Annotated in this window: 18 protein-coding genes; 11 read left to right on the plus strand and 7 right to left on the minus strand. The window is 54.9% G+C overall.

Going from position 1 to position 20,832, the window contains the following annotated elements:
- Window positions 1–165: 165 nt before the first annotated feature.
- Both nfo and AC790_RS16135 read right to left on the minus strand, forming a co-directional pair.
- Complete coding sequence (gene nfo / locus AC790_RS16130; protein ID WP_007889474.1) at window positions 166–1,011, minus strand: deoxyribonuclease IV; 846 nt, start codon at window positions 1,009–1,011, stop codon at window positions 166–168.
- Between the two features lie 57 nt (window positions 1,012–1,068).
- Window positions 1,069–2,115, minus strand: a complete 1,047-nt coding sequence (locus AC790_RS16135) for a YeiH family putative sulfate export transporter (RefSeq protein ID WP_049852425.1) — start codon at window positions 2,113–2,115, stop codon at window positions 1,069–1,071.
- Window positions 2,116–2,256: 141 nt separating this feature from the next.
- On the opposite strand from AC790_RS16135, the gene yieE reads away from it, so the two are divergent.
- From yieE to AC790_RS16155, 4 genes are all read left to right on the plus strand, one after another.
- Entirely contained in the window at window positions 2,257–3,123 is an 867-nt protein-coding gene (gene yieE / locus AC790_RS16140; RefSeq protein ID WP_049852426.1) for a DNA-binding transcriptional regulator YeiE, read from the plus strand.
- Between the two features lie 136 nt (window positions 3,124–3,259).
- On the plus strand, window positions 3,260–4,726 hold the full coding sequence (locus AC790_RS16145) for an amino acid permease (protein ID WP_007889477.1): 1,467 nt from the start codon (window positions 3,260–3,262) through the stop codon (window positions 4,724–4,726).
- Window positions 4,727–4,881: 155 nt separating this feature from the next.
- Window positions 4,882–5,961, plus strand: coding sequence for an iron ABC transporter permease (locus AC790_RS16150; protein ID WP_049852427.1), 1,080 nt, complete (start codon window positions 4,882–4,884; stop codon window positions 5,959–5,961).
- Entirely contained in the window at window positions 5,961–6,746 is a 786-nt protein-coding gene (locus AC790_RS16155) for an ABC transporter ATP-binding protein (RefSeq protein WP_049852428.1), read from the plus strand. Before AC790_RS16150 ends, AC790_RS16155 begins: the two co-directional genes overlap by 1 nt.
- Before the next feature lie 189 nt (window positions 6,747–6,935).
- Here the strand turns inward: AC790_RS16155 and fghA are convergent, their stop codons facing one another.
- The 3 genes from fghA to AC790_RS16170 form a co-directional block, all read right to left on the minus strand.
- Window positions 6,936–7,778, minus strand: a complete 843-nt coding sequence (gene fghA, locus AC790_RS16160) for an S-formylglutathione hydrolase (RefSeq protein WP_007889486.1) — start codon at window positions 7,776–7,778, stop codon at window positions 6,936–6,938.
- A gap of 12 nt (window positions 7,779–7,790) precedes the next feature.
- Entirely contained in the window at window positions 7,791–8,915 is a 1,125-nt protein-coding gene (locus tag AC790_RS16165) for an S-(hydroxymethyl)glutathione dehydrogenase/class III alcohol dehydrogenase (RefSeq protein ID WP_007889488.1), read from the minus strand.
- A gap of 67 nt (window positions 8,916–8,982) precedes the next feature.
- Window positions 8,983–9,894: a LysR family transcriptional regulator gene (locus tag AC790_RS16170; RefSeq protein WP_007889490.1), complete on the minus strand. Its 912-nt coding sequence runs from the start codon at window positions 9,892–9,894 to the stop codon at window positions 8,983–8,985.
- Window positions 9,895–9,993: 99 nt separating this feature from the next.
- Between AC790_RS16170 and AC790_RS16175 the strand changes: the two genes are divergently transcribed.
- From AC790_RS16175 to mglC, 7 genes are all read left to right on the plus strand, one after another.
- A complete protein-coding gene (locus tag AC790_RS16175; RefSeq protein WP_049852429.1) occupies window positions 9,994–11,124 on the plus strand; it encodes a YbfB/YjiJ family MFS transporter in 1,131 nt (376 codons plus the stop codon).
- Window positions 11,125–11,249: 125 nt separating this feature from the next.
- Window positions 11,250–11,915 carry a GTP cyclohydrolase I FolE gene (gene folE / locus AC790_RS16180; protein WP_049852430.1) on the plus strand — a complete coding sequence of 222 codons (666 nt, stop codon included), beginning with the start codon at window positions 11,250–11,252 and terminating at the stop codon, window positions 11,913–11,915.
- Between the two features lie 53 nt (window positions 11,916–11,968).
- Window positions 11,969–13,129, plus strand: coding sequence for a DUF418 domain-containing protein YeiB (gene yeiB, locus AC790_RS16185; protein ID WP_049852431.1), 1,161 nt, complete (start codon window positions 11,969–11,971; stop codon window positions 13,127–13,129).
- Window positions 13,130–13,271: 142 nt separating this feature from the next.
- Window positions 13,272–14,312: an HTH-type transcriptional regulator GalS gene (gene galS, locus AC790_RS16190; RefSeq protein ID WP_007889499.1), complete on the plus strand. Its 1,041-nt coding sequence runs from the start codon at window positions 13,272–13,274 to the stop codon at window positions 14,310–14,312.
- Window positions 14,313–14,617: 305 nt separating this feature from the next.
- The gene (mglB, locus tag AC790_RS16195) at window positions 14,618–15,613 is read left to right on the plus strand and encodes a galactose/glucose ABC transporter substrate-binding protein MglB (protein WP_007889500.1); all 996 of its coding nucleotides are present in this window, start codon (window positions 14,618–14,620) and stop codon (window positions 15,611–15,613) included.
- Window positions 15,614–15,683: 70 nt separating this feature from the next.
- Window positions 15,684–17,204 (plus strand): galactose/methyl galactoside ABC transporter ATP-binding protein MglA, encoded by a 1,521-nt coding sequence (gene mglA / locus AC790_RS16200; RefSeq protein WP_007889501.1) that lies wholly within the window; start codon window positions 15,684–15,686, stop codon window positions 17,202–17,204.
- Between the two features lie 18 nt (window positions 17,205–17,222).
- Window positions 17,223–18,233, plus strand: coding sequence for a galactose/methyl galactoside ABC transporter permease MglC (gene mglC, locus AC790_RS16205; protein WP_007889502.1), 1,011 nt, complete (start codon window positions 17,223–17,225; stop codon window positions 18,231–18,233).
- Between the two features lie 41 nt (window positions 18,234–18,274).
- Here mglC and sanA read toward each other — a convergent pair whose 3' ends face one another.
- Window positions 18,275–18,994: an outer membrane permeability protein SanA gene (gene sanA, locus AC790_RS16210; RefSeq protein WP_007889503.1), complete on the minus strand. Its 720-nt coding sequence runs from the start codon at window positions 18,992–18,994 to the stop codon at window positions 18,275–18,277.
- A gap of 135 nt (window positions 18,995–19,129) precedes the next feature.
- Complete coding sequence (locus AC790_RS16215) at window positions 19,130–20,827, minus strand: NAD-dependent malic enzyme (protein ID WP_007889504.1); 1,698 nt, start codon at window positions 20,825–20,827, stop codon at window positions 19,130–19,132.
- Window positions 20,828–20,832 lie beyond the last annotated feature (5 nt).

Below are 20,832 nucleotides of genomic sequence, written 5' to 3' on the forward strand. Positions count from 1 at the left end.
TAAAGATTGCCGTAAAAATTTATGGCAAAATGCGGAAGCAGGCATAGTGGCGATCTTATTTTTTGTTGGCGCAATAATTAGATCATTTTTCCACTGTGCCTGCTTCGTTTTTGTGGGGATTCATCAGCCCGTAGGGTTGCCATTCATGGCGACCTGGTTATCGCATTAACCCTGCTGTTCCGACTTCAGCCACGCAATCTCATCCTTCCAGATATCCGGATTGATGGTTTCCAGAATCATCGGAATGCCGTCAAAACGTTTATCCTTCATCAGCCAGCTAAACGCCGTTTTACCGATGTTGCCTTCACCCAGGCTGTGATGGCGGTCAACGCGGCTGCCCAGCGTGCTTTTGGCATCATTCAGGTGCATGCCGCGCAGATACTGGAAGCCAACAATGCGCTCAAACTCGCTAAAGGTCTCCGCGCAGGCTTCCTCGGTGCGCAGATCGTAACCACCGGCAAACGCATGGCAGGTATCGATGCACACGCCAACGCGCGATTTATCTTCCACATGCTCAATAATGGTGGCGAGATGCTCAAAGCGGAAACCAAGGTTGCTGCCCTGGCCCGCAGTGTTTTCAATCACCGCCACCACGCTGCTGGTTTTATCCAGCGCCATGTTGATCGATTCGGCGATGCGCTTCAGGCAGGCCTCTTCTTCAATCTGCTTGAGATGGCTGCCCGGATGGAAATTCAGCAGCGTTAAACCCAGCTGTTCGGCACGCTGCATCTCATCAAGAAAAGCATCACGCGATTTTTCCAGCGCTTCCATCACCGGATGGCCGAGGTTAATCAGATAGCTATCGTGTGGCAGAATCTGCGCGGAGGTGAAGTTGTACTGGTCGCAGGCGGTCTTGAAGGCATCAATGACTTCACCTGAGAGCGGCGCCGCGCGCCATTGGCGCTGGTTTTTGGTGAACAGCGCAAAGGCTGTGGCTTCGAGTTCGTGGGCACGGATCACTGCCTGGTCCACGCCGCCTGATGCACTGACGTGTGCGCCGATATATTTCATGCCGCTCTCCTGATTGGGCGATTGCTGCTGCAAAGCTGTCCATCATAGCGGATGCGGTTACGCCATGAAATGTTGCACCAGCACATTGAGTGCTCCGCCGCCCAGAATCAACCAGCCAAACATCACTAATCCCAGTAGCAATGGTTTAAAGCCAGCCTGCTTTAAGGCGCTAAAGCGGGTGGTTAAACCCAATGCGGCCATCGCCATCGCCAGCAGCAGATTCGCGAGCTGATTCAGCGTGCTGACCACATTTCCCGGCAGCAGATGCAGCGAGTTAAACAGCGCAACGACAATAAACAGTAGCGCGAACCACGGGAAGCTGACGGATTGTTGTGATGCCGCGCGCTGACTACGCTGACGTTTTAGCCAGCTGCCGAGAAGCAGTAAAAACGGCGCCAGCATCATCACGCGCAGCATTTTAGCGATCACCGCAGTGTTTTCCGCCTCGGCGCCCATCGCGTGTCCGGCTGCAACCACCTGCGCCACTTCATGCAGCGTAGAACCGGTGAAGATGCCGAAGTGTTCCGCGCTGACGCTGGGCAGCAGCGTCCACAGCAGCGGATAAATCACGATGCCTACCGTGCCAAACAGCACCACCGTCGCCACGGCCACCGCCACTTTTGACGGCGCCGCTTTAACGATAGGCTCGCTCGCCAGCACCGCCGCTGCGCCGCAAATGCTGCTGCCCGCGCCAATCAGCCATACGGTTTCGCGATCCATCTTCAGCAGACGAATGCCGATAAAACAGGTCAGCAGGAACGTTGAGCTGAGAACCAGCGCATCAATCAGCACGCCGCTGATGCCAACATCGGCGATTTGCTGCACGGTGATGCGAAAGCCGTAAAGGATGATGCCGAGACGCAGCAAACGCTGTTTCGCCAGCAGCACGCCGCTGTCGCATGCCCCCGCCAGCTGCGGATACAGCGTGTTACCCAGCACAATCCCTAATATGATTGCTAAGGTCAGGGCACCCAATCCGGCACTCGCCAGCCACGGCTGATTGGCTAACCACGCCGCACCGCCGGCAATGGCCGCGGTGAGTAGCAGGCCCGGCAGCCAGTGATGCAGATGAAACGGGGTTTTATTAACGCTTAGCTCAGCCATACTTTTCTCCTCGTAGGGGCGGCATGCATGCCGACCTTCTAACGTTCAATCTCTGGCTAAAGGGTGCGCTGCACTGGTTTAAAAGTAAAATTGATAATATATTTATAATTAACCAGAATAAGTGATAGATGAGAGGTGCGCATGCACATCACGCTGCGTCAGATTGAGGTGTTTACCGAAGTATTGAAGAGTGGTTCAACCACCCAAGCCTCGCAGGTGCTGGCGCTGTCGCAGTCGGCGGTGAGCGCGGCGCTCGCCGACCTGGAAAACCAACTTGGCGTACAGCTGTTTGATCGCGTCGGCAAGCGTTTGGTGGTGAACGAGCATGGACGTTTACTCTATCCGCGCGCGGTAGGCCTGATGGAGCAGGCGGGCGAGATCGAACAGCTGTTTACAGAGGATAACGGGGCGATCCGCCTGTTTGCCAGCAGCACCATCGGCAATTACATGCTGCCAGGCATGATCGCCGCCTATCGCCGTGATTTTCCTGCGTTGCCGCTGGAGTTGAGCGTGGGTAACAGTCAGGATGCCATCACTGCGGTAACCGATTTTCGTGTCGATATCGGCCTGATTGAGGGGCCGTGTCATGAGCTGGATATTATTAGCGAGCCGTGGCTGGAAGATGAACTGGTGGTATTTGCCGCGCCGGATGCCGCGATTCTGCAGCAGCCGATTACTCTGGCAACTCTCGCTGCCGCACCCTGGATTCTGCGTGAGCGTGGTTCAGGTACGCGTGAAATTGTCGATTATCTGCTGCTGTCGCATTTGCCGCAGTTTCAGCTTGGTATGGAATTAGGTAATTCAGAGGCGATTAAACACGCGGTGCGCCACGGCATGGGGATCAGCTGTTTATCGCGTCGCGTGATAGAAGATTTGCTGGAAGCGGGCACGCTGGTGGAAGTGGCGATACCGCTGCCACGCCTGACGCGGACGCTGTATCGCATCCATCATCGCCAGAAACATGTGTCGAAAGCATTAAGCCGTTTCCTGTCGTATTGCCGCGAATAAATACGGCTTTGATTGTGCTGCGGCTAATAATTTCTGGCCGATCATGAAGGTAACTAATAACCCGACGTGAATGCTATACAGCTTGGGTCTGAGTGCTACAATCGCGCCCTATTTTTATCCAGCATAGCGTTTACACATGCATAATGACTCAAAAACAATACAACAACCTGGATTGCGCCGTGAATTAAAATCGCGTCATCTCACCATGATCGCCATTGGCGGTTCCATCGGTACCGGCCTGTTTGTCGCCTCGGGTGCTACCATTTCTCAGGCCGGACCTGGCGGCGCGCTGCTCTCCTATGCGCTGATTGGCCTGATGGTTTACTTCCTGATGACCAGTCTCGGGGAACTCGCGGCATTTATGCCGGTTTCCGGCTCCTTCTCGACTTACGGCTCTAAATATGTAGAAGAAGGCTTCGGCTTCGCGCTGGGCTGGAACTACTGGTACAACTGGGCGGTGACCATCGCCGTTGACCTCGTCGCCTCGCAGCTCGTCATGAACTACTGGTTCCCGGACACGCCCGGCTGGATCTGGAGCGCGCTGTTCCTGGGCCTGATGTTCCTGCTCAACTACATTTCGGTTAAAGGCTTCGGCGAAGCGGAATACTGGTTCTCGCTGATCAAAGTGACCACCGTCATCATCTTTATCGTGGTTGGCGTATTAATGATCACCGGCATCATGCGCGGTGCTGAAAACGCCGGCTGGCACAACTGGACCGTGGGCGAAGCGCCGTTTGCCGGTGGTTTTGCCGCGATGATTGGCGTAGCGATGATCGTCGGCTTCTCTTTCCAGGGCACCGAGCTGATTGGCATCGCGGCCGGTGAATCGCAAGATCCAGCGAAAAACATCCCGCGCGCGGTGCGTCAGGTGTTCTGGCGCATCCTGCTGTTCTATATCTTCGCGATTCTGATCATCAGCCTGATTCTGCCGTATACCGATCCGCAGCTGCTGCATAACGATGTGACGGATATCGCCGTGAGCCCGTTCACCCTGGTGTTCCAGAATGCCGGTCTGCTGTCTGCGGCGGCGGTGATGAACGCGGTGATTCTGACGGCAGTGTTGTCGGCGGGTAACTCAGGTATGTACGCCTCAACGCGTATGCTGTTCAACCTGGCACGTGAAGGCAAAGCGCCGCGCATTTTTGGCAAGCTGTCGAAGGGCGGCGTGCCGCGTAATGCGCTGATTGCCACCACCGTGGTCGCCGGATTGTGCTTCCTGAGTTCGAAATTTGGTAACCAGGAAGTCTATCTATGGCTGCTGAACACGTCTGGTATGACCGGCTTTATCGCCTGGTTGGGCATTGCCATCAGCCATTATCGTTTCCGTCGCGGTTATGTGGCGCAGGGGCACAGCCTGGCCGATTTGCCATACCGTTCCGGCTTCTTCCCGCTAGGACCGATTTTTGCCTTCATTCTGTGTCTGATCATTACGTTAGGGCAGAACTATCAGGCCTTCCTCGCCGATCGTATTGACTGGTATGGCGTCGCCGCCACCTATATCGGTATTCCGCTGTTCCTGATTATCTGGTTGGGCTACAAGCTGACGCGCGGCTCACGCTTCGTGAAGTACAGCGAAATGGAATTCCCAACGTTTAAAGAGTGAATCACCCGTGGTCGCCATGAATGGCGACCCCACGACACAGGGCGCGCATTATGCGCGCTTTTTTTTAACATTTGTTACCTGGATATAATTGATAATTATTATCACCTGCACTATTGTGGCTGCCGTTATGATTTCGACACGAAACAGGTAGAACAATGCGTACCACGGACGCCACGCTGGTGGCGGAAAACGGCCTCGAAACCGATACCATGACGCGTTATCGTCAGGTGCTGCGCCAGCGACTGCTGTTGATTGGCGTGCTGGTGCTGGCGATACTGGCATCGGTCATTCTTGATTTCACTCTCGGCCCGGCTGGCCTCTCTCTCGAAACCTTATGGCAAACGCTGACACATCCCGATGCGGTTGATGCCGGCACGCGCGTGATTGTCTGGGACATCCGCTTGCCCTATGCGTTGATGGCGGTGGTGGTGGGCTTCTCGCTTGGCCTGGCCGGTGCTGAGATGCAAACCATCCTCAATAACCCGCTCGCCAGCCCGTTTACGCTTGGCGTCTCGTCAGCCGCCGCCTTTGGCGCCGCATTGGCCATCATCCTCGGCATTGGTATTCCTGGCGTCCCCGATCAGTGGTTTATCTCAGCTAACGCCTTTGTGTTCGCGCTGTTTGCCGCGCTGATGCTGGATGGCGTGACGCGCTGGACCAAAGTTTCAACTTCTGGCGTGGTGCTGTTTGGTATTGCGCTGGTATTCACCTTCAACGCGCTGGTATCGATGATGCAGTTCATCGCCAGTGAAGACACCTTGCAAGGCTTAGTGTTCTGGACCATGGGCAGCCTGGCGCGTGCCTCGTGGGAAAAGCTTGGCGTATTGACCGCCGCCTTTGCCATCCTGATTCCGTTCTCGATGCTCAGCAGCTGGAAGCTGACCGCGCTGCGCCTCGGCGAAGATCGCGCGGTGAGCTTTGGCATTGATGTGAAACGTCTGCGTCTGGCGACGCTGCTGCGCATCAGTATTCTCTCCGCGCTGGCGGTGGCGTTCGTTGGGCCGATTGGCTTTATCGGTCTGGTCGCGCCGCATATTGCGCGCATGATGTTTGGTGAAGATCACCGCTATTATCTGCCAGCCAGTGCGCTGGTCGGCGCGCTGGTGCTGTCCCTGGCGTCCGTTGCATCGAAAAACCTGATTCCAGGCGTGATCATTCCGGTGGGGATCGTCACATCGCTGGTTGGCGTGCCGTTCTTCCTCAGTATTATTCTGCGTCATCGGGGGATGGTATAATGGAGCAGGGATTACGTCTTAGCCATTTCTATGCCGGTTACCCAAAGCGTAAGGTGATTGAAGATCTCAACGTGCCGGAACTGCCGCGCGGTAAAATTACGGTGCTGCTCGGACCCAACGGCTGCGGCAAATCAACGCTGCTGCGCGCGCTGGCCGGTTTGAGTAAAGGGCAGGGCGAGCTGTGGCTGAACGGTGAAGAGCTAATGAGCCAGCCGTTTGCCCGTCGGGCGCAGCGCGTGGTGTATCTGCCGCAAAGCTTGCCGGCTGGCGTGCATCTGCACGTGCTGGAGTCAATCATCGTGGCGCAGCGTGCGTCCGGGGGGTTGCATAGTGCCTCAAGCGAAGCGGAGATTATGCATCTGCTGGAGCAGCTCGGCATTGCTCATCTTGCCATGCGCTATCTTGATCAGCTATCGGGCGGGCAGAAGCAGTTAGTCGGCCTGGCGCAATCGTTGATTCGCCGTCCGGAGCTGCTGCTGTTGGATGAGCCGCTGAGTGCGCTCGATCTCAACTACCAATTCCACGTGATGGATTTGGTGCGCCGCGAAACCCGCTTACGCAATATTGTAACGGTGGTGGTGGTGCATGATATCAACATCGCACTGCGTCATGCTGACCATGCGCTGATGTTGAAAGATGGCAATCTGCTGGCTGACGGCGAACCGTCGCAGGTGATTACGCCGGAGACGCTGGCGCAGGTGTATGGCGTGCGGGGCCGTATTGAGCACTGTTCGCGCGGCATGCCGCAGGTGATGATTGATGGACTGGCGGAGACGCTGATTTAAGTAAGGTGCACGCTGTCCCCCTCACAAACTGCACGCTGTCCCCCTCCTCGGTCCTCCCCCATAAATGGGGAAGGAAGATGCTGCCATATGTGAGTTGTGAAGCTGCATGTGGCAGCGTCTCCTTCCCCCGCTTGCGGGGGAAGGCCGGGATGGGGGACAGCCAGCACAATCTAAAAACAGCCAGCACAATCACACCAACAAATGCTTCGCGTGAAAACGCAGATGATCCTCAACGAAGCTGGCGATAAAGAAGTAGCTGTGGTCATAACCCGGCTGAATACGTAACTCCAGCGGGAAACCTTGCTCATGCGCTACCGCTTCCAGCCGTTCCGGACGCAGCTGATCGGCGAGGAACTGATCGCTATCCCCTTGATCAATCAGAATCGGCAAGCGCTGCTCTGCCTCCCGCATCAACAGGCAGCTATCCCATTCACGCCACGTCTGACGGTCCTCGCCCAAATAAGCGCTAAAGGCTTTCTGTCCCCACGGCACTTCAGTGGGATTGACGATTGGCGCAAATGCCGAAGCCGAAGCAAAACGTCCGCCGAGACGCAGTGCCAGCACCAGCGCACCGTGTCCGCCCATCGAATGTCCCATCACCGATTGACGATCGCTCAGCTTAAAGTTATCCGCCATCAGCGCTGGCAACTCCGCGCTGAGGTAATCGAACATGCGGAAGTTCGCTGCCCAAGGCTGCTGCGTCGCATTGAGGTAAAAACCGGCACCCTGACCGAGATCGTAGCCGCTGTCGTTCGCTACATCGTCACCGCGCGGGCTGGTATCGGGCATGATCAGCACTAAACCCAACTCCGCGGCCACACGCTGCGCACCCGCTTTGGTAGTGAAGTTCTCATCACTGCAGGTCAGCCCGGCGAGGAACCACACCACCGGCGGCGGCGCGTCGCTCTGCGGCGGCGGCAGAAAAATGCTGAAAGTCATTGGGCAGTTCAACACATCCGACTGATGACGCCAGCGCTGCTGCCAGCCGCCAAAGATGCGATGCTCTTCTAACAGCTCCAAAGTGGAAGCCATAATGTCTCCTGATTACTTGCTAAAGTGCACTACCGTACGGATCGATTTCCCTTCATGCATCAGATCAAAGGCGTCGTTAATCTCTTCCAGCGGCAGGTTGTGGGTGATGAAATCGTTCAACGCAAACTTACCATCAAGGTAATCCTGCACGATACCCGGCAACTGCGAGCGGCCTTTTACGCCACCAAATGCGGAACCACGCCATACGCGACCGGTCACCAGCTGGAACGGACGGGTAGAGATCTCCTGGCCCGCGCCCGCTACGCCGATAATCACCGATTCGCCCCAACCTTTGTGGCAGCACTCCAGCGCCGAACGCATCACGTTGACGTTACCGATGCATTCGAAGGAGAAATCGACACCGCCGTCTGTCAGCTCAACGATCACATCCTGAATCGGCTTGTCGTGATCTTTCGGGTTGATCAGATCGGTTGCGCCCAGTTTGCGCGCCAGATCGAATTTGCTGGTGTTGAGATCGATACCGATGATGCGGCCCGCTTTTGCCATTTTCGCGCCAATGATGGCTGACAAACCGATGCCGCCGAGGCCGAAGATTGCTACGGTGTCGCCCTCTTTGACTTTAGCGGTGTTCATCACCGCGCCCATGCCGGTAGTGACGCCGCAGCCCAGCAGGCACACTTCTTCCAGCGGGGCTTCTTTGCTGATCACCGCCAGTGAGATTTCCGGAACGACGGTGTATTCAGAGAAGGTTGAGGTGCCCATGTAGTGGAAAATCGGCTTGCCATCTTTGAAGAAGCGGGTGGTACCGTCTGGCATTAAACCTTTGCCCTGAGTGGCGCGAATCGCCTGGCACAGGTTGGTTTTACCGGAGAGACAGAACTTACACTTGCCGCACTCTGGCGTGTAAAGCGGAATCACGTGATCGCCGACGGCCACGCTGGTGACGCCTTCGCCGACGGCTTCTACTACGCCGCCGCCTTCATGGCCGAGGATCGCCGGGAATACGCCTTCAGGATCTTGTCCAGACAAGGTGTAAGCATCGGTATGGCACACGCCGGTTGCCACAATGCGCACCAGCACTTCACCTTTCTGCGGCGGCATCAGATCCACTTCTTCGATTTTCAGCGGTTCGCCAGCTGCCCAGGCAACGGCGGCGCGAGTTTTAATCATGTTCATGCAATCCCTCTTCCTGTAGATACGGGGTAAGCGGCCCCGATGGTCGTGATGTCGATAATAAAGAAACTCACTCAGTAACGTGCAGCGGATGCCGCAGTTCGTCGTTAACCGGGCGGTCGTCAAATAACTCAATAATTAAATACTTCAGCGCTTCCACGTTGGGCGTAAACGCATCGCGTCGCCACATTAGCCAGGTGGCGGTGTCGCGGTAGGCGGGCGGTAACGCATGCTCCTGGACGCGCGCACGGGCTGGCATCTGCGCCAACACTGAGGCGGGAATCATCGCCACGCCGGCGCCACCCGCGACGCAGGCCACCATCGCGTGATAGGACTGAATCTCCATTACGCTGCTCGGCGCGGTTTGGCTCTCGCGATACCAGGCTTCCAGCTTGGTGCGGTAGGAGCAGCTGTTGCGGAACGCAAACAATGTATCGCCCTGCACATCGCGCGCGCTGGCAATCGGCGCATGTTCCGGACTGGTAATCAGCACCATCTGCTCATTAAAGGCAATGCAGCCGTTGAGATCGTCGTGCGCCACCGGGCCGTCCACCAATGCCGCAGCCAGCGTGCCTTCACGTACTTTATCGATGATCTCACCGGAGGTGTTGGTGATCAGCGAGAGCTCAACCGCCGGAAAGCGCTGGTGATACGCTGCCAGCAGCGCCGGCAAACGCGTCGCCGCGGTGCTCTCCATCGAACCGAGCGCGAAGTTGCCGCCGGGTTCTCCGGCGCGTGCCATATTCAGCGCTTCATCGCTCAGCGCCAGGATGCGCTGCGCATAGTTAAGAAAATTATGTCCCATCGGCGACAGGCGGATGCGTTGCTTCTCACGAATAAACAAATCCACGCCAATTTCATCTTCCAGCTGGCGTAGACGCGTGGTGAGATTGGAAGGTACGCGATGGAGCTGCTCGGCGGCACGGGCCAGCGAACCGGATTCGGCCACGGAGCAAAACATGCGGAGCTGTACTAAATCCATATTCTCTTCTCGTAAACAACTTGGTTAGTATTATTCACTTTCCGTGAGTTTAAACGTCATGCATGCTAGTGACAAGTGATAAAACATCCTGAGGTCGGTATGGCGTTTCGAGTTGCGCTCAGCGCGTTCTTAAGTTTAGTGGTTGCGATGGGGATTGGGCGATTTGCTTTCACGCCGCAGGTTCCATTGATGATTCATGACCATCAGCTGACGCTCACCAGCGCCAGCCTGGTAGCGGCACTCAACTATCTGGGTTATCTGTTTGGATCCTTTGATGCAATGCGTGCGCGTCATCGCGTGGAGTGGCGTTTGCAGGCGGGCGTGTGGGGCGCGGTGGTATTAACGCTGCTGTCGGCGTGCGTCAGCGGACCATGGCTGCATGGCCTGATTCGCTTCCTGATCGGCTGGGCCAGCGGCTGGGCAATGGTATTGCTGGCGGCCTGGGCCAGCGATCAACTGCACCATCACGGACGTCCGGGAATGCTGGCGGCGGTATTTGCCGGTCCGGGCACCGGGATTTTCATCAGCGGCATGCTGGCCGTGGTCCTGCACGCCAGCGGCGTCAGCGCGGCGTTTGCGTGGGCGGCTTATGGTGTGCTGGCGTTGTTATTAATTGCAGCCATTGCGCGCTTTCTGCCGCGCAGCGGTCAACTGCATCGGCCCGATCAAGCCGCTGCGCCGCTGGTGCTAAATGGCGATCTTAAGCGATTGGTGTTGAGCTACAGTCTGGCCGGCTTCGGTTACATTCTGCCCGCCACTTTTCTGTCGCAAATGGCGGCGGCGCGTTTCCCTGATAGCGCGTTTGCGCAATTTGTCTGGCCGGTGTTTGGCGGCGCGGCAGTCATCGGCATTGTGTTGGGCATCCTGACGCGCCATTGGGGCAGCAGTCATCGGCGTCTTGCCATCGTGTTATGGGCGCAGGCGCTGGGCGTTATCGCCGCGATTGTCCTGCCAGGCTTAAATGGCCTGATGCTTGGCGCTGCATTGATTGGTGGTGGCTTCCTGTGTGTGGTGCAGCTGGCGCTGCAATATGGCCGTGAACTGGCGCCGCAGCACGCGCGTTATTTAGCCGGATTGCTAACCACCGGTTATGCGGTAGGGCAGTTGGGTGGTCCGCTGCTGTCGTGGATCTCCAGCTTGCTGTGGCATCGACTGGAACCCGCGCTGTGGGTGGCTGGCGTCAGCTTGATCCTTGCCGGGATGCTGGTTTTACGTCGCCACGCGCGATGAAAAGCTTTCATCTTCTATCGGAATGATTGCTGGATTAAGGGCGCGGAGTATTTCACAATACGCGCTCAGAATTTCCCCCGTGGGCGAAGACCCGCGGGCGCATCACCTGCCGGAGAAGAGTTAAGATGAGTACCTTAAGTCAGGAAGCCGCCCTGGTTCACGAAGCGCTGTTGGCGCGTGGTCTGGAAACGCCATTACGCGCCCCGGTGCGTGAGATGGATGACGCCGCGCGTAAGCGTGAAATCGCCGGTCACATGACCCAAATTATGCAGCTGCTAAATCTGGACCTGGAAGATGACAGCCTGATGGAGACGCCGCATCGCATCGCCAAGATGTATGTCGATGAAATCTTCTCAGGTCTTGATTACGCCAACTTCCCAAAAATCACCGTCATCGAAAACAAGATGAAGGTTGATGAGATGGTAACCGTGCGCGATATCACGTTGACCAGCACCTGCGAACATCACTTTGTGATTATCGATGGCAAAGCGACCGTGGCTTATATCCCGAAAGAGAAAGTGATTGGCTTGTCGAAAATCAACCGCATCGTGCAGTTCTTTGCCCAACGCCCGCAGGTACAAGAGCGCCTGACGCAGCAAGTGCTGGTGGCGCTGCAAACGCTGCTCGGCACCAATAACGTCGCGGTATCAATTGATGCGGTGCATTACTGCGTGAAAGCGCGTGGCGTGAAAGATGCCACCAGCGCGACCACCACCACTTCGCTGGGTGGTTTGTTCAAATCCAGCCAGAACACGCGTCAGGAGTTCCTGCGCGCGGTTCGCCACAGCTAATCATTTTGGGCGACGGCTTGTCGCCCGCTCTCCTCACTGCTGCAGGGCACTCGATGCATCGCTATCTCGCGCTGGATTTCATTCGTGGTTGCGCCATTCTCGGCATCTTACTGCTGAACATTGTCGGCTTTGCGTTGCCGGCCGCGGCCTATCTTAATCCCGCGTGGCAAGGAGAGGTTTCGCTCGCCGATGCCTGGACATGGGCGATCATGGATGGCCTGGCGCAGCTCAAATTCCTCACGCTGTTTGCTTTATTGTTTGGTGCCGGGCTGTATATGCAAGTACCGCGCGGCAGCCGCTGGATGTCGGCGCGCCTCACGCTGCTGGTACTGCTCGGTTTCATTCACGGCCTATTTTTCTGGGAAGGCGACATCCTGCTGGATTATGGCCTGATTGGGCTAATTATCTGGCGCATGCTGCGCGATGTGCCGTCCGACCGCGCGTTGTTACAAACCGGCGCATTACTCTATTTGGTCGGCTGCGCGGTGCTGCTGGTATTTGGCGCGATTTCCAGCCCAAATCCGACGCGTTCCTGGCTGCCGGGCGCGGCGGATCTGCAATACGAAAGCTACTGGAAACTGCTTGGGGGCTGGGAAGCGGTGCAGAATCGGCTTGATCATTTGTCATCGGGCCTGATGGCGCTGGCGTCACAATATGGCTGGCAGCTGGCGGGCTTAATGCTGATTGGCGCGGCGTTGATGCGCAGCGGCTGGCTCAGCGGGCATTTTAGTGTGCAACACTATCGCCGCTCGGCGGCGCTGCTGCTGACCATTGGCTGGTTGATCGCCATTCCCGGCATTGCCGCGCAGTGGATGATTGGCTGGGAGTTCCGCTGGACCGGCTTCTTCCTGCAGGTGCCGCGCGATCTCGCCAGTCCATTTATCAGCCTGGGCTATGCCGCACTTTGTCTTGGTTTCTGGCCGCAAATTGCGGCAACGCGTATCAGCTACGCGATTCAATGCGTTGGGCGCATGGCATTGAGCAATTACCTGTTACAGACCCTGATTTGCACCACGCTTTTTTACCGCTTCAATCTGTTCCTCAAGTTTGACCGCCTGCAGCTGCTGGCCTTTGTTCCGGCTATCTGGCTGATCAATATCCTGTTTTCCGTGCTGTGGCTGCGCTACTTCCCGCAAGGCCCCATGGAGTGGGTGTGGCGCAAACTGACGCGTCTGGCTGCCGGCAAAGCAACCCCCTCATCTTCCATCAGATAATGATGTTCATCACAAAGGTTGCAGAATTGTATGTAACCGTTTTCATTGATGTGACGTGATTCACGCAGCCGTGCCACATGCCCTGACAAAATAGCGCCGTTACGCGCTCGTCGCGCATTTTCAGCCTCTGTGGAACAGCTGCATGATAACGATTCGTGATGTCGCCCGTCAGGCCGGTGTGTCAGTAGCCACCGTGTCGCGTGTGCTCAATAACAGCAGTGCAGTCACCGCCGATACCCGTGAAGCCGTGCTGGCAGCGGTTGACGCGTTAGGCTATCGCCCGAATGCCAATGCTCAGGCGCTGGCTACGCAAATCAGTGACACCATCGGTGTGGTGGTGATGGATGTCTCCGACCCCTTCTTTGGCGCGTTAGTAAAAGCGGTGGATACCGTGGCACAGCGCGTGCACAAACACGTGTTAATCAGCAACTCCTGGCACCAGGAAGAGAAAGAGCGTCACGCAATTGAGGTGCTGATACGTCAACGCTGCAATGCGTTGGTGGTGCACGCGAAAACGCTTTCAGACGCAGAGTTAATCCAATTTATGGATCACGTTCCTGGTATGGTCCTGATTAACCGCACAATTCCGGGTTATGAGCATCGTTGTGTCTGCCTTGATAACGTCACCGGCGCACAGGTAGCGACGCGCATGTTGTTACATCTTGGTCATCAGCGCATTGGTTTTCTCAGCTCTAGCCATCCGATTGAAGATGTCACGCAGCGACGTGAAGGTTGGCTACAAGCCTTGGCAGAGCAGGGGATTCGCCCGCAGGAGTCGTGGATTGCGCATGCGGAACCCGATATGCAAGGCGGCGAAGCAGCGATGGTGGAACTGCTTGGCCGTAACTTACATTTAACAGCGGTGTTTTCCTACAATGACGGCATGGCAGCGGGCGCATTGACGGCTTTAAAGGACAATGGCATTCAGGTACCACAGCATTTCTCGGTGATAGGTTTTGACGATATCCCTATCTCACGTTACACCGATCCTCAATTAACCACGGTTCGCTATCCTATTGTTTCTATGGCGAAATTAGCGACAGAATTGGCGCTAAAAGGTGCGGCCGGCGAGTTAGATGAGCTGGCGACGCACTGCTTTATGCCGACGCTGGTACGTCGTCATTCGGTGGCCCAGCGGCAAATTGTGGAGTCGGTCACTAATTCAGGCGATAGCCCTGTGTAACCGTTTCCAATCTGTGATTGCATTCACAGTTAATTAACATGCTGCTCACTATGATGGCAGCGTCTTACCGGACTGAAACATCATGTAACGCTGGTCAATCCTTCTGCCAGCAGGTTTCAGTAGCCGATTGAAATAGTTCACAACACTCTTCAGGAAGCGTTTACCTACAGGGAAGTCAGGATGGCGATGGTGGTCCGGCTTTGCGTTACGCGTCCGCCCCATGGATTCAAGTTAAAACCGACGGCGCTGGTTGCTACAGGCAATACGGCGCAATGAAATGCCCTACATAAAAAACCGGAGATACCATGAATAAGAAGGTTTTCACGCTCACAGCACTGGTTGCCAGCATGATGTTTGGTGCAACTGCGCACGCCGCCGATACCCGCATTGGCGTGACGATTTATAAATACGACGACAACTTCATGTCGATGGTGCGTAAGGACATTGAGAAAGAGGCGAAATCATTGGGCGGCATTCAGCTGCTGATGAATGACTCGCAGAACGACCAGTCTAAGCAGAACGACCAGATCGACGTGTTGATGGCGAAAGGCGTGAAAGCGCTGGCGATTAACCTGGTGGACCCGGCTGCTGCAGCCGTTGTCATTGATAAAGCGCGTGGCAATGACGTGCCAGTGGTGTTCTTCAACAAAGAGCCGAACGCGAAAGTGCTGGCAAGCTACCCGAAAGCCTATTACGTCGGTACCGATTCTAAAGAGTCGGGCATTATCCAGGGGCAGCTGATTGAGAAGCACTGGAAAGCGACGCCGGCCTGGGATCTGAACAAAGATGGCCAGATTCAGTTCGTGCTGCTGAAAGGTGAGCCGGGCCATCCGGATGCCGAAGCGCGTACTAAATACGTGATCGATACCCTGAACAAAGACGGTCTGAAAACACAGCAGCTGGCGATGGATACCGCAATGTGGGATACCGCTCAGGCTAAAGACAAAGTTGATGCCTGGCTCTCAGGCCCGAATGCCAACAAAATTGAAGTGATCATCGCCAACAACGATGCGATGGCGATGGGTGCGGTTGAAGCGCTGAAAGCGCACAACAAAACCAGCATTCCGGTGTTTGGCGTCGATGCACTGCCAGAAGCACTGGCGCTGGTGAAATCGGGCGCACTGGCGGGTACCGTGTTGAACGATGCGGAAAACCAGGCGAAAGCCACGCTGGATATCGCGAAAAACCTGGCGGATGGCAAAGAGCCAACTGCAGGTACTAACTTCAAGATGGACAACAAAATCGTACGTGTCCCTTACGTACCAGTAGATAAAGAAAATCTGTCGCAGTTCGTGAAGTAATTCATCCTGGGCGCGGCACTTCGCCGCGCCTTATTGCATCTGACCAACGCTTTATTTAGCCAGGTAAATTATGGCCAGTGAGAATCCGACCACACAGCGTGAATATCTGCTGGAGATGACGAATGTCTCGAAATCATTTCCAGGGGTTAAAGCCTTAGATAATGTGAATTTAAAAGTGCGGCCGCACTCCGTCCATGCATTAATGGGAGAAAACGGCGCCGGGAAATCTACATTATTAAAATGTCTGTTTGGGATTTATAAAAAGGATACGGGGAGCATCCTGTTTCAGGGTGAGGAAATTGATTATAAGAGCTCCAAAGAGGCGCTGGAAAATGGCGTGTCGATGGTGCATCAGGAATTAAACCTGGTTCTGCAGCGCAACGTAATGGATAACATGTGGCTTGGCCGTTATCCGCGTAAAGGCGTGTTTGTCGATCAGGATAAAATGTATCGCGATACTAAAGCGATCTTTGATGAATTAGATATTGATATCGATCCGCGCGATAAAGTGGCGACCTTGTCTGTTTCGCAAATGCAGATGATTGAAATTGCCAAGGCTTTCTCCTATGACGCGAAAATTGTCATTATGGATGAGCCAACCTCGTCGCTGACCGAAAAAGAAGTTAATCACCTGTTTACCATTATCCGTAAGCTGAAAGATCGTGGCTGCGGCATTGTGTATATCTCGCATAAGATGGAGGAGATTTTCCAGCTGTGCGATGAGATCACCATTTTGCGTGATGGACAGTGGATCGCCACCCAGCCGCTGGAAGGGTTGGATATGGACAAAATCATCTCGATGATGGTTGGTCGTTCATTGAACCAGCGTTTCCCGGATAAAACTAACGTGCCGGGTGAAGTGATTCTCGAGGTGCGTCACTTAACCTCACTGCGTCAGCCGTCGATTCGCGATATCTCTTTTGATCTGCATAAAGGGGAGATTCTGGGTATTGCCGGCCTGGTAGGCGCCAAGCGTACTGACATCGTCGAAACGCTGTTTGGTATTCGCGAGAAGTCAGGCGGCACCATTAAATTGCACGGCAAGAGCATTAATAACCACAGCGCCAACGAAGCGATAAACCATGGCTTTGCGCTGGTGACAGAAGAGCGTCGATCCACTGGTATTTATGCTTATCTGGATATTGGCTTTAACTCGCTTATCTCCAATATTAAAAAGTATAAATCCAGCATGGGCCTGCTCGATAATAAACGCATGAAGAGCGATACCCAGTGGGTGATTGATTCAATGCGAGTGAAAACGCCCGGTCATCATACGCAAATAGGTTCGCTTTCCGGTGGTAACCAACAGAAGGTAATTATTGGTCGTTGGTTATTAACGCAGCCGGAAATATTGATGCTTGATGAACCGACGCGCGGGATTGATGTGGGTGCGAAGTTCGAAATTTACCAACTTATTGCTGAGTTGGCGAAGAAAGAGAAGGGCATCATTATTATCTCTTCTGAAATGCCAGAGCTGTTGGGTATTACCGATCGTATTCTAGTGATGAGTAATGGCCAGGTAGCGGGCATTGTTGATACCAAAACGACCTCGCAGAATGAAATCCTGCGTTTAGCGTCATTACACCTTTAATGAAGCAAGGGCTTTAACATGAAAGCGACTACTAAAAAGAATGCGCTAACCTGGTTAAAAGAGGGCGGCATTTACGTTGTCCTGTTTGTACTGCTGGCAATTATTATTTTCCAGGATCCGACGTTTTTAAGTTTAATGAACCTGAGTAACATTCTGACCCAATCCTCGGTGCGTATTATTATCGCGCTGGGTGTGGCCGGATTAATTGTCACCCAGGGTACTGACCTGTCGGCCGGTCGTCAGGTGGGCTTGGCCGCGGTGGTTGCGGCGACGCTGCTGCAGGCGATGGATAACGCTAACAAGGTGTTCCCACATCTGGATACCGTACCCATTCCCGTAGTTATCCTGACCGTGTGCATCATTGGCGGTGTGATTGGTCTGGTGAACGGCGTGATTATTGCTTACCTCAAGGTAACGCCATTTATTACCACCTTGGGCACCATGATCATCGTTTACGGTATCAACTCACTCTATTACGACTTTGTGGGCGCATCGCCGATTGCTGGTTTCGATCCTGGCTTCTCCAAATTTGCCCAAGGCTTCCTGCGTTTCGGTGATTTCAAACTGTCGTTCATCACCTTCTACGCCGTGATTGCTATCGTATTTGTCTGGGTGCTGTGGAATAAAACCCGCTTCGGCAGAAACATCTTCGCTATCGGTGGTAACCCGGAAGCCGCGAAAGTGTCTGGTGTGAACGTACCGTTCAACCTGATTCTGGTGTATGCCTTGTCTGGCGTGTTCTATGCGTTTGGCGGCATGCTGGAAGCGGGCCGTATCGGCAGCGCCACCAATAACCTCGGCTTTATGTATGAGCTGGATGCAATTGCAGCCTGTGTGGTCGGCGGCGTGTCGTTTGCCGGTGGCGTGGGTTCTGTGGCGGGCGTGGTGACCGGTGTCATCATCTTCACCGTCATCAACTATGGCCTGACCTATATCGGCGTAAACCCTTATTGGCAGTACATCATCAAGGGCGGCATCATCATCTTCGCCGTGGCACTGGATTCGTTGAAATACGCGCGTAAGAAGTAACAAACGTCATCAAAAAAGGGTCGCCTTCATGCGACCCTTTTTTATTTCTGCAGTTTCTCTTCCAGTTCTAACAACTGCTCGGGCGTTACCGCCGGATAACTCTGCGCATCTTCCGGTATTTCATGCACTGCCGGAATCGGCACTAATGGGCCGAGGAAGCGTGGCTCGCGCTTCATCAAATACAAATCCGCCAGCGCACCTAAACGCGCACCCACTTCACGGAAGCGTACCGACAGCATGTTTTTCGGCGATGGCACCGCATAACACTGCGCCTGAATGCCCAGATGCTGCGCGATATACAACGCGCGCTCACAGTGGAAGCGCTGGGTAATGATGATGAAATCGTTGGTATCGAACACCTTACGCGTGCGCACAATGGAATCGAGCGTACGGAAGCCAGCGTAATCCAGCACGATGTCCGACGGCGCGACGCCCGCTTTAATCAAATCGCGGCGCATGGTCATCGGTTCGTTATAACTTTGCTGTGCATTGTCGCCGCTCAGCAGCAGATAATTCACCTTGCCACTGTTGTAGGCGTTCAACGCGCCCTGAATGCGATAGAGGTAATACTGGTTGATGACGCCGGTGCGATAGTACTTCGCCGTGCCCAAGACCACGCCGACCTGACGATGCGGCAGCGAGGTGACATCTTCGTAAATAAAGGGCGCCGTTTTCCAGCTGATCCAGCGATCCAGGCCGAGCGCGGTCGCCACCATCAGTAAGATGATGAAAAACAGACCAAAGAAAACGCGTTTAATCATGCGCGCGGGCACTCGGTTGGCAGAATTCAGAATGGATAAAGGCTACTTGAGGCGGGCGGGGGAAGCAAGTAAACGCCAGTTGGCCGGCGTTTTTTTAAACATGCTCGGACCTACAAGGTCCGAGCATGTTCCGTCTTAAATCGAGGTACGACGATAGTGACGATATTGCGGCAGCCAGAAGTTGTTGCTGACAGCTTTCGATAAGACATCTTCAGAGGTGACAACCGCCACGCCAGCCAGCTGTGCAGCTTTGCCCACTTCAATGGCAATCAGCTTGGAAACGCCCTGAATATCTTTGATTTCCGGCAGAACCGGGCCTTCGCCGTCGTTGGCCAGCGGTGAGCAGTCGGCCAGCGCGCGGCTCGCGGTCATCAGCATTGAATCGGTAACGCGGCTGGCGCCTGAAGCGATCACACCTAAACCGATGCCCGGGAAGATATAGGAGTTATTGCACTGAGCAATTGGATAGGTTTTGCCTTTCCAGCTCACCGGTGAGAACGGGCTGCCGGTGGCAACCAGCGCGGCACCGTCAGTCCAGGCGATGATGTCGGCTGGTGTCGCTTCCACGCGTGAGGTCGGGTTGGACAGCGGCATCACGATCGGACGTTTGGTGTGCTTATGCATCTCACGGATAATCTCTTCGGTGAACAGGCCAGGTTGACCTGACACGCCGATCAGAATATCGGGCTTGGCATTGCGTACCACATCCAACAGTGAGATCGAGTCGCTGCTGGTATCCCAATCTTTGAGGTTTTCGCTCTTCTGCACCAGCTTGCTTTGGAAATTGAGCAGATTAGGCAGTTTGTCCGTCAGCAGACCAAAACGATCCACCATCATTACGCGGCCACGCGCTTCATCATCGCTTAAACCTTCAGACTTCATCTGCGCAATGATCTGCTCAGCGATACCACAACCGGCGGAACCGGCACCGAGGAACACCACTTTCTGCTCGCACAGGCGGCTGCCAGCAGCGCGGCTGGCGGCAATCAACGTACCGACGGTAACGGCAGCGGTGCCCTGAATGTCATCGTTAAAGCAGCAGATCTCATCGCGATAGCGCTCCAGCAGCGGCATGGCGTTTTTCTGTGCGAAGTCTTCGAATTGCAACAGCACGTTCGGCCAGCGGCGGTTTACTGCCTGAATGAACTCGTTCACAAACTCTTCGTACTCTTCACCGGTGATGCGCGGATGGCGCCAGCCCATGTAGAGCGGATCGTTCAGCAGCTGCTGATTATTGGTGCCGACATCCAGTACCACCGGCAAGGTGTAAGCCGGGCTGATGCCGCCACAGGCGGTGTACAGAGACAGCTTACCGATTGGGATCCCCATGCCGCCGATGCCTAAATCGCCGAGGCCGAGAATACGCTCACCATCGGTAACCACGATCACTTTTACATTCTGCTTGGTGGCGTTCTGCAGCATGTCTTCAATGCGGTCACGGTTGTTATACGAGATGAATACGCCGCGCGCGCGACGGTAGATCTCTGAGAAGTGTTCACAGGCGGCGCCGACCGTTGGGGTGTAGATAATTGGCATCATCTCTTCCAGATGATTGTCGAGCAGGCGGTAGAACAGGGTTTCGTTGGTATCCTGGATGTTGCGCAGGTAAACATGCTTGTCGTTATTGTTTTTGAAATCCAGGAACTGGCGCCAGGCACGTTCTGCCTGCTCTTCGATGGTTTCTACCGCTTCAGGGAGCAGGCCGTTGAGGTTAAATTCGTTACGTTCTTCGAGGGTGAAGGCGCTGCCTTTATTCAACAGCGGAAATTCCAGCAGGATCGGACCCGCATAAGGAATATACAGCGGGCGTTTACTTTCGTAGTCGAGTTCCATGCAGT

This window comes from Pantoea sp. RIT-PI-b, from assembly GCF_001187905.1.
GTDB lineage: Bacteria > Pseudomonadota > Gammaproteobacteria > Enterobacterales > Enterobacteriaceae > Pantoea > Pantoea nemavictus.

What these genes read in the sequence shown, in the direction of transcription:
- mglC (WP_007889502.1), top strand. Translation starts at nt 17,223, where the DNA reads ATGAAAGCGACTACTAAAAAGAATGCGCTAACCTGGTTAAAAGAGGGC.
- mglA (WP_007889501.1), top strand. Translation starts at nt 15,684, where the DNA reads ATGGCCAGTGAGAATCCGACCACACAGCGTGAATATCTGCTGGAGATG.
- mglB (WP_007889500.1), top strand. Translation starts at nt 14,618, where the DNA reads ATGAATAAGAAGGTTTTCACGCTCACAGCACTGGTTGCCAGCATGATG.
- fghA (WP_007889486.1), bottom strand. Translation starts at nt 7,778, where the DNA reads ATGGCTTCCACTTTGGAGCTGTTAGAAGAGCATCGCATCTTTGGCGGC.
- AC790_RS16215 (WP_007889504.1), bottom strand. Translation starts at nt 20,827, where the DNA reads ATGGAACTCGACTACGAAAGTAAACGCCCGCTGTATATTCCTTATGCG.
- AC790_RS16170 (WP_007889490.1), bottom strand. Translation starts at nt 9,894, where the DNA reads ATGGATTTAGTACAGCTCCGCATGTTTTGCTCCGTGGCCGAATCCGGT.
- AC790_RS16155 (WP_049852428.1), top strand. Translation starts at nt 5,961, where the DNA reads ATGGAGCAGGGATTACGTCTTAGCCATTTCTATGCCGGTTACCCAAAG.
- yieE (WP_049852426.1), top strand. Translation starts at nt 2,257, where the DNA reads ATGCACATCACGCTGCGTCAGATTGAGGTGTTTACCGAAGTATTGAAG.
- sanA (WP_007889503.1), bottom strand. Translation starts at nt 18,994, where the DNA reads ATGATTAAACGCGTTTTCTTTGGTCTGTTTTTCATCATCTTACTGATG.
- AC790_RS16145 (WP_007889477.1), top strand. Translation starts at nt 3,260, where the DNA reads ATGCATAATGACTCAAAAACAATACAACAACCTGGATTGCGCCGTGAA.
- AC790_RS16150 (WP_049852427.1), top strand. Translation starts at nt 4,882, where the DNA reads ATGCGTACCACGGACGCCACGCTGGTGGCGGAAAACGGCCTCGAAACC.
- AC790_RS16175 (WP_049852429.1), top strand. Translation starts at nt 9,994, where the DNA reads ATGGCGTTTCGAGTTGCGCTCAGCGCGTTCTTAAGTTTAGTGGTTGCG.
- AC790_RS16165 (WP_007889488.1), bottom strand. Translation starts at nt 8,915, where the DNA reads ATGAACATGATTAAAACTCGCGCCGCCGTTGCCTGGGCAGCTGGCGAA.
- yeiB (WP_049852431.1), top strand. Translation starts at nt 11,969, where the DNA reads ATGCATCGCTATCTCGCGCTGGATTTCATTCGTGGTTGCGCCATTCTC.
- folE (WP_049852430.1), top strand. Translation starts at nt 11,250, where the DNA reads ATGAGTACCTTAAGTCAGGAAGCCGCCCTGGTTCACGAAGCGCTGTTG.
- AC790_RS16135 (WP_049852425.1), bottom strand. Translation starts at nt 2,115, where the DNA reads ATGGCTGAGCTAAGCGTTAATAAAACCCCGTTTCATCTGCATCACTGG.
- galS (WP_007889499.1), top strand. Translation starts at nt 13,272, where the DNA reads ATGATAACGATTCGTGATGTCGCCCGTCAGGCCGGTGTGTCAGTAGCC.
- nfo (WP_007889474.1), bottom strand. Translation starts at nt 1,011, where the DNA reads ATGAAATATATCGGCGCACACGTCAGTGCATCAGGCGGCGTGGACCAG.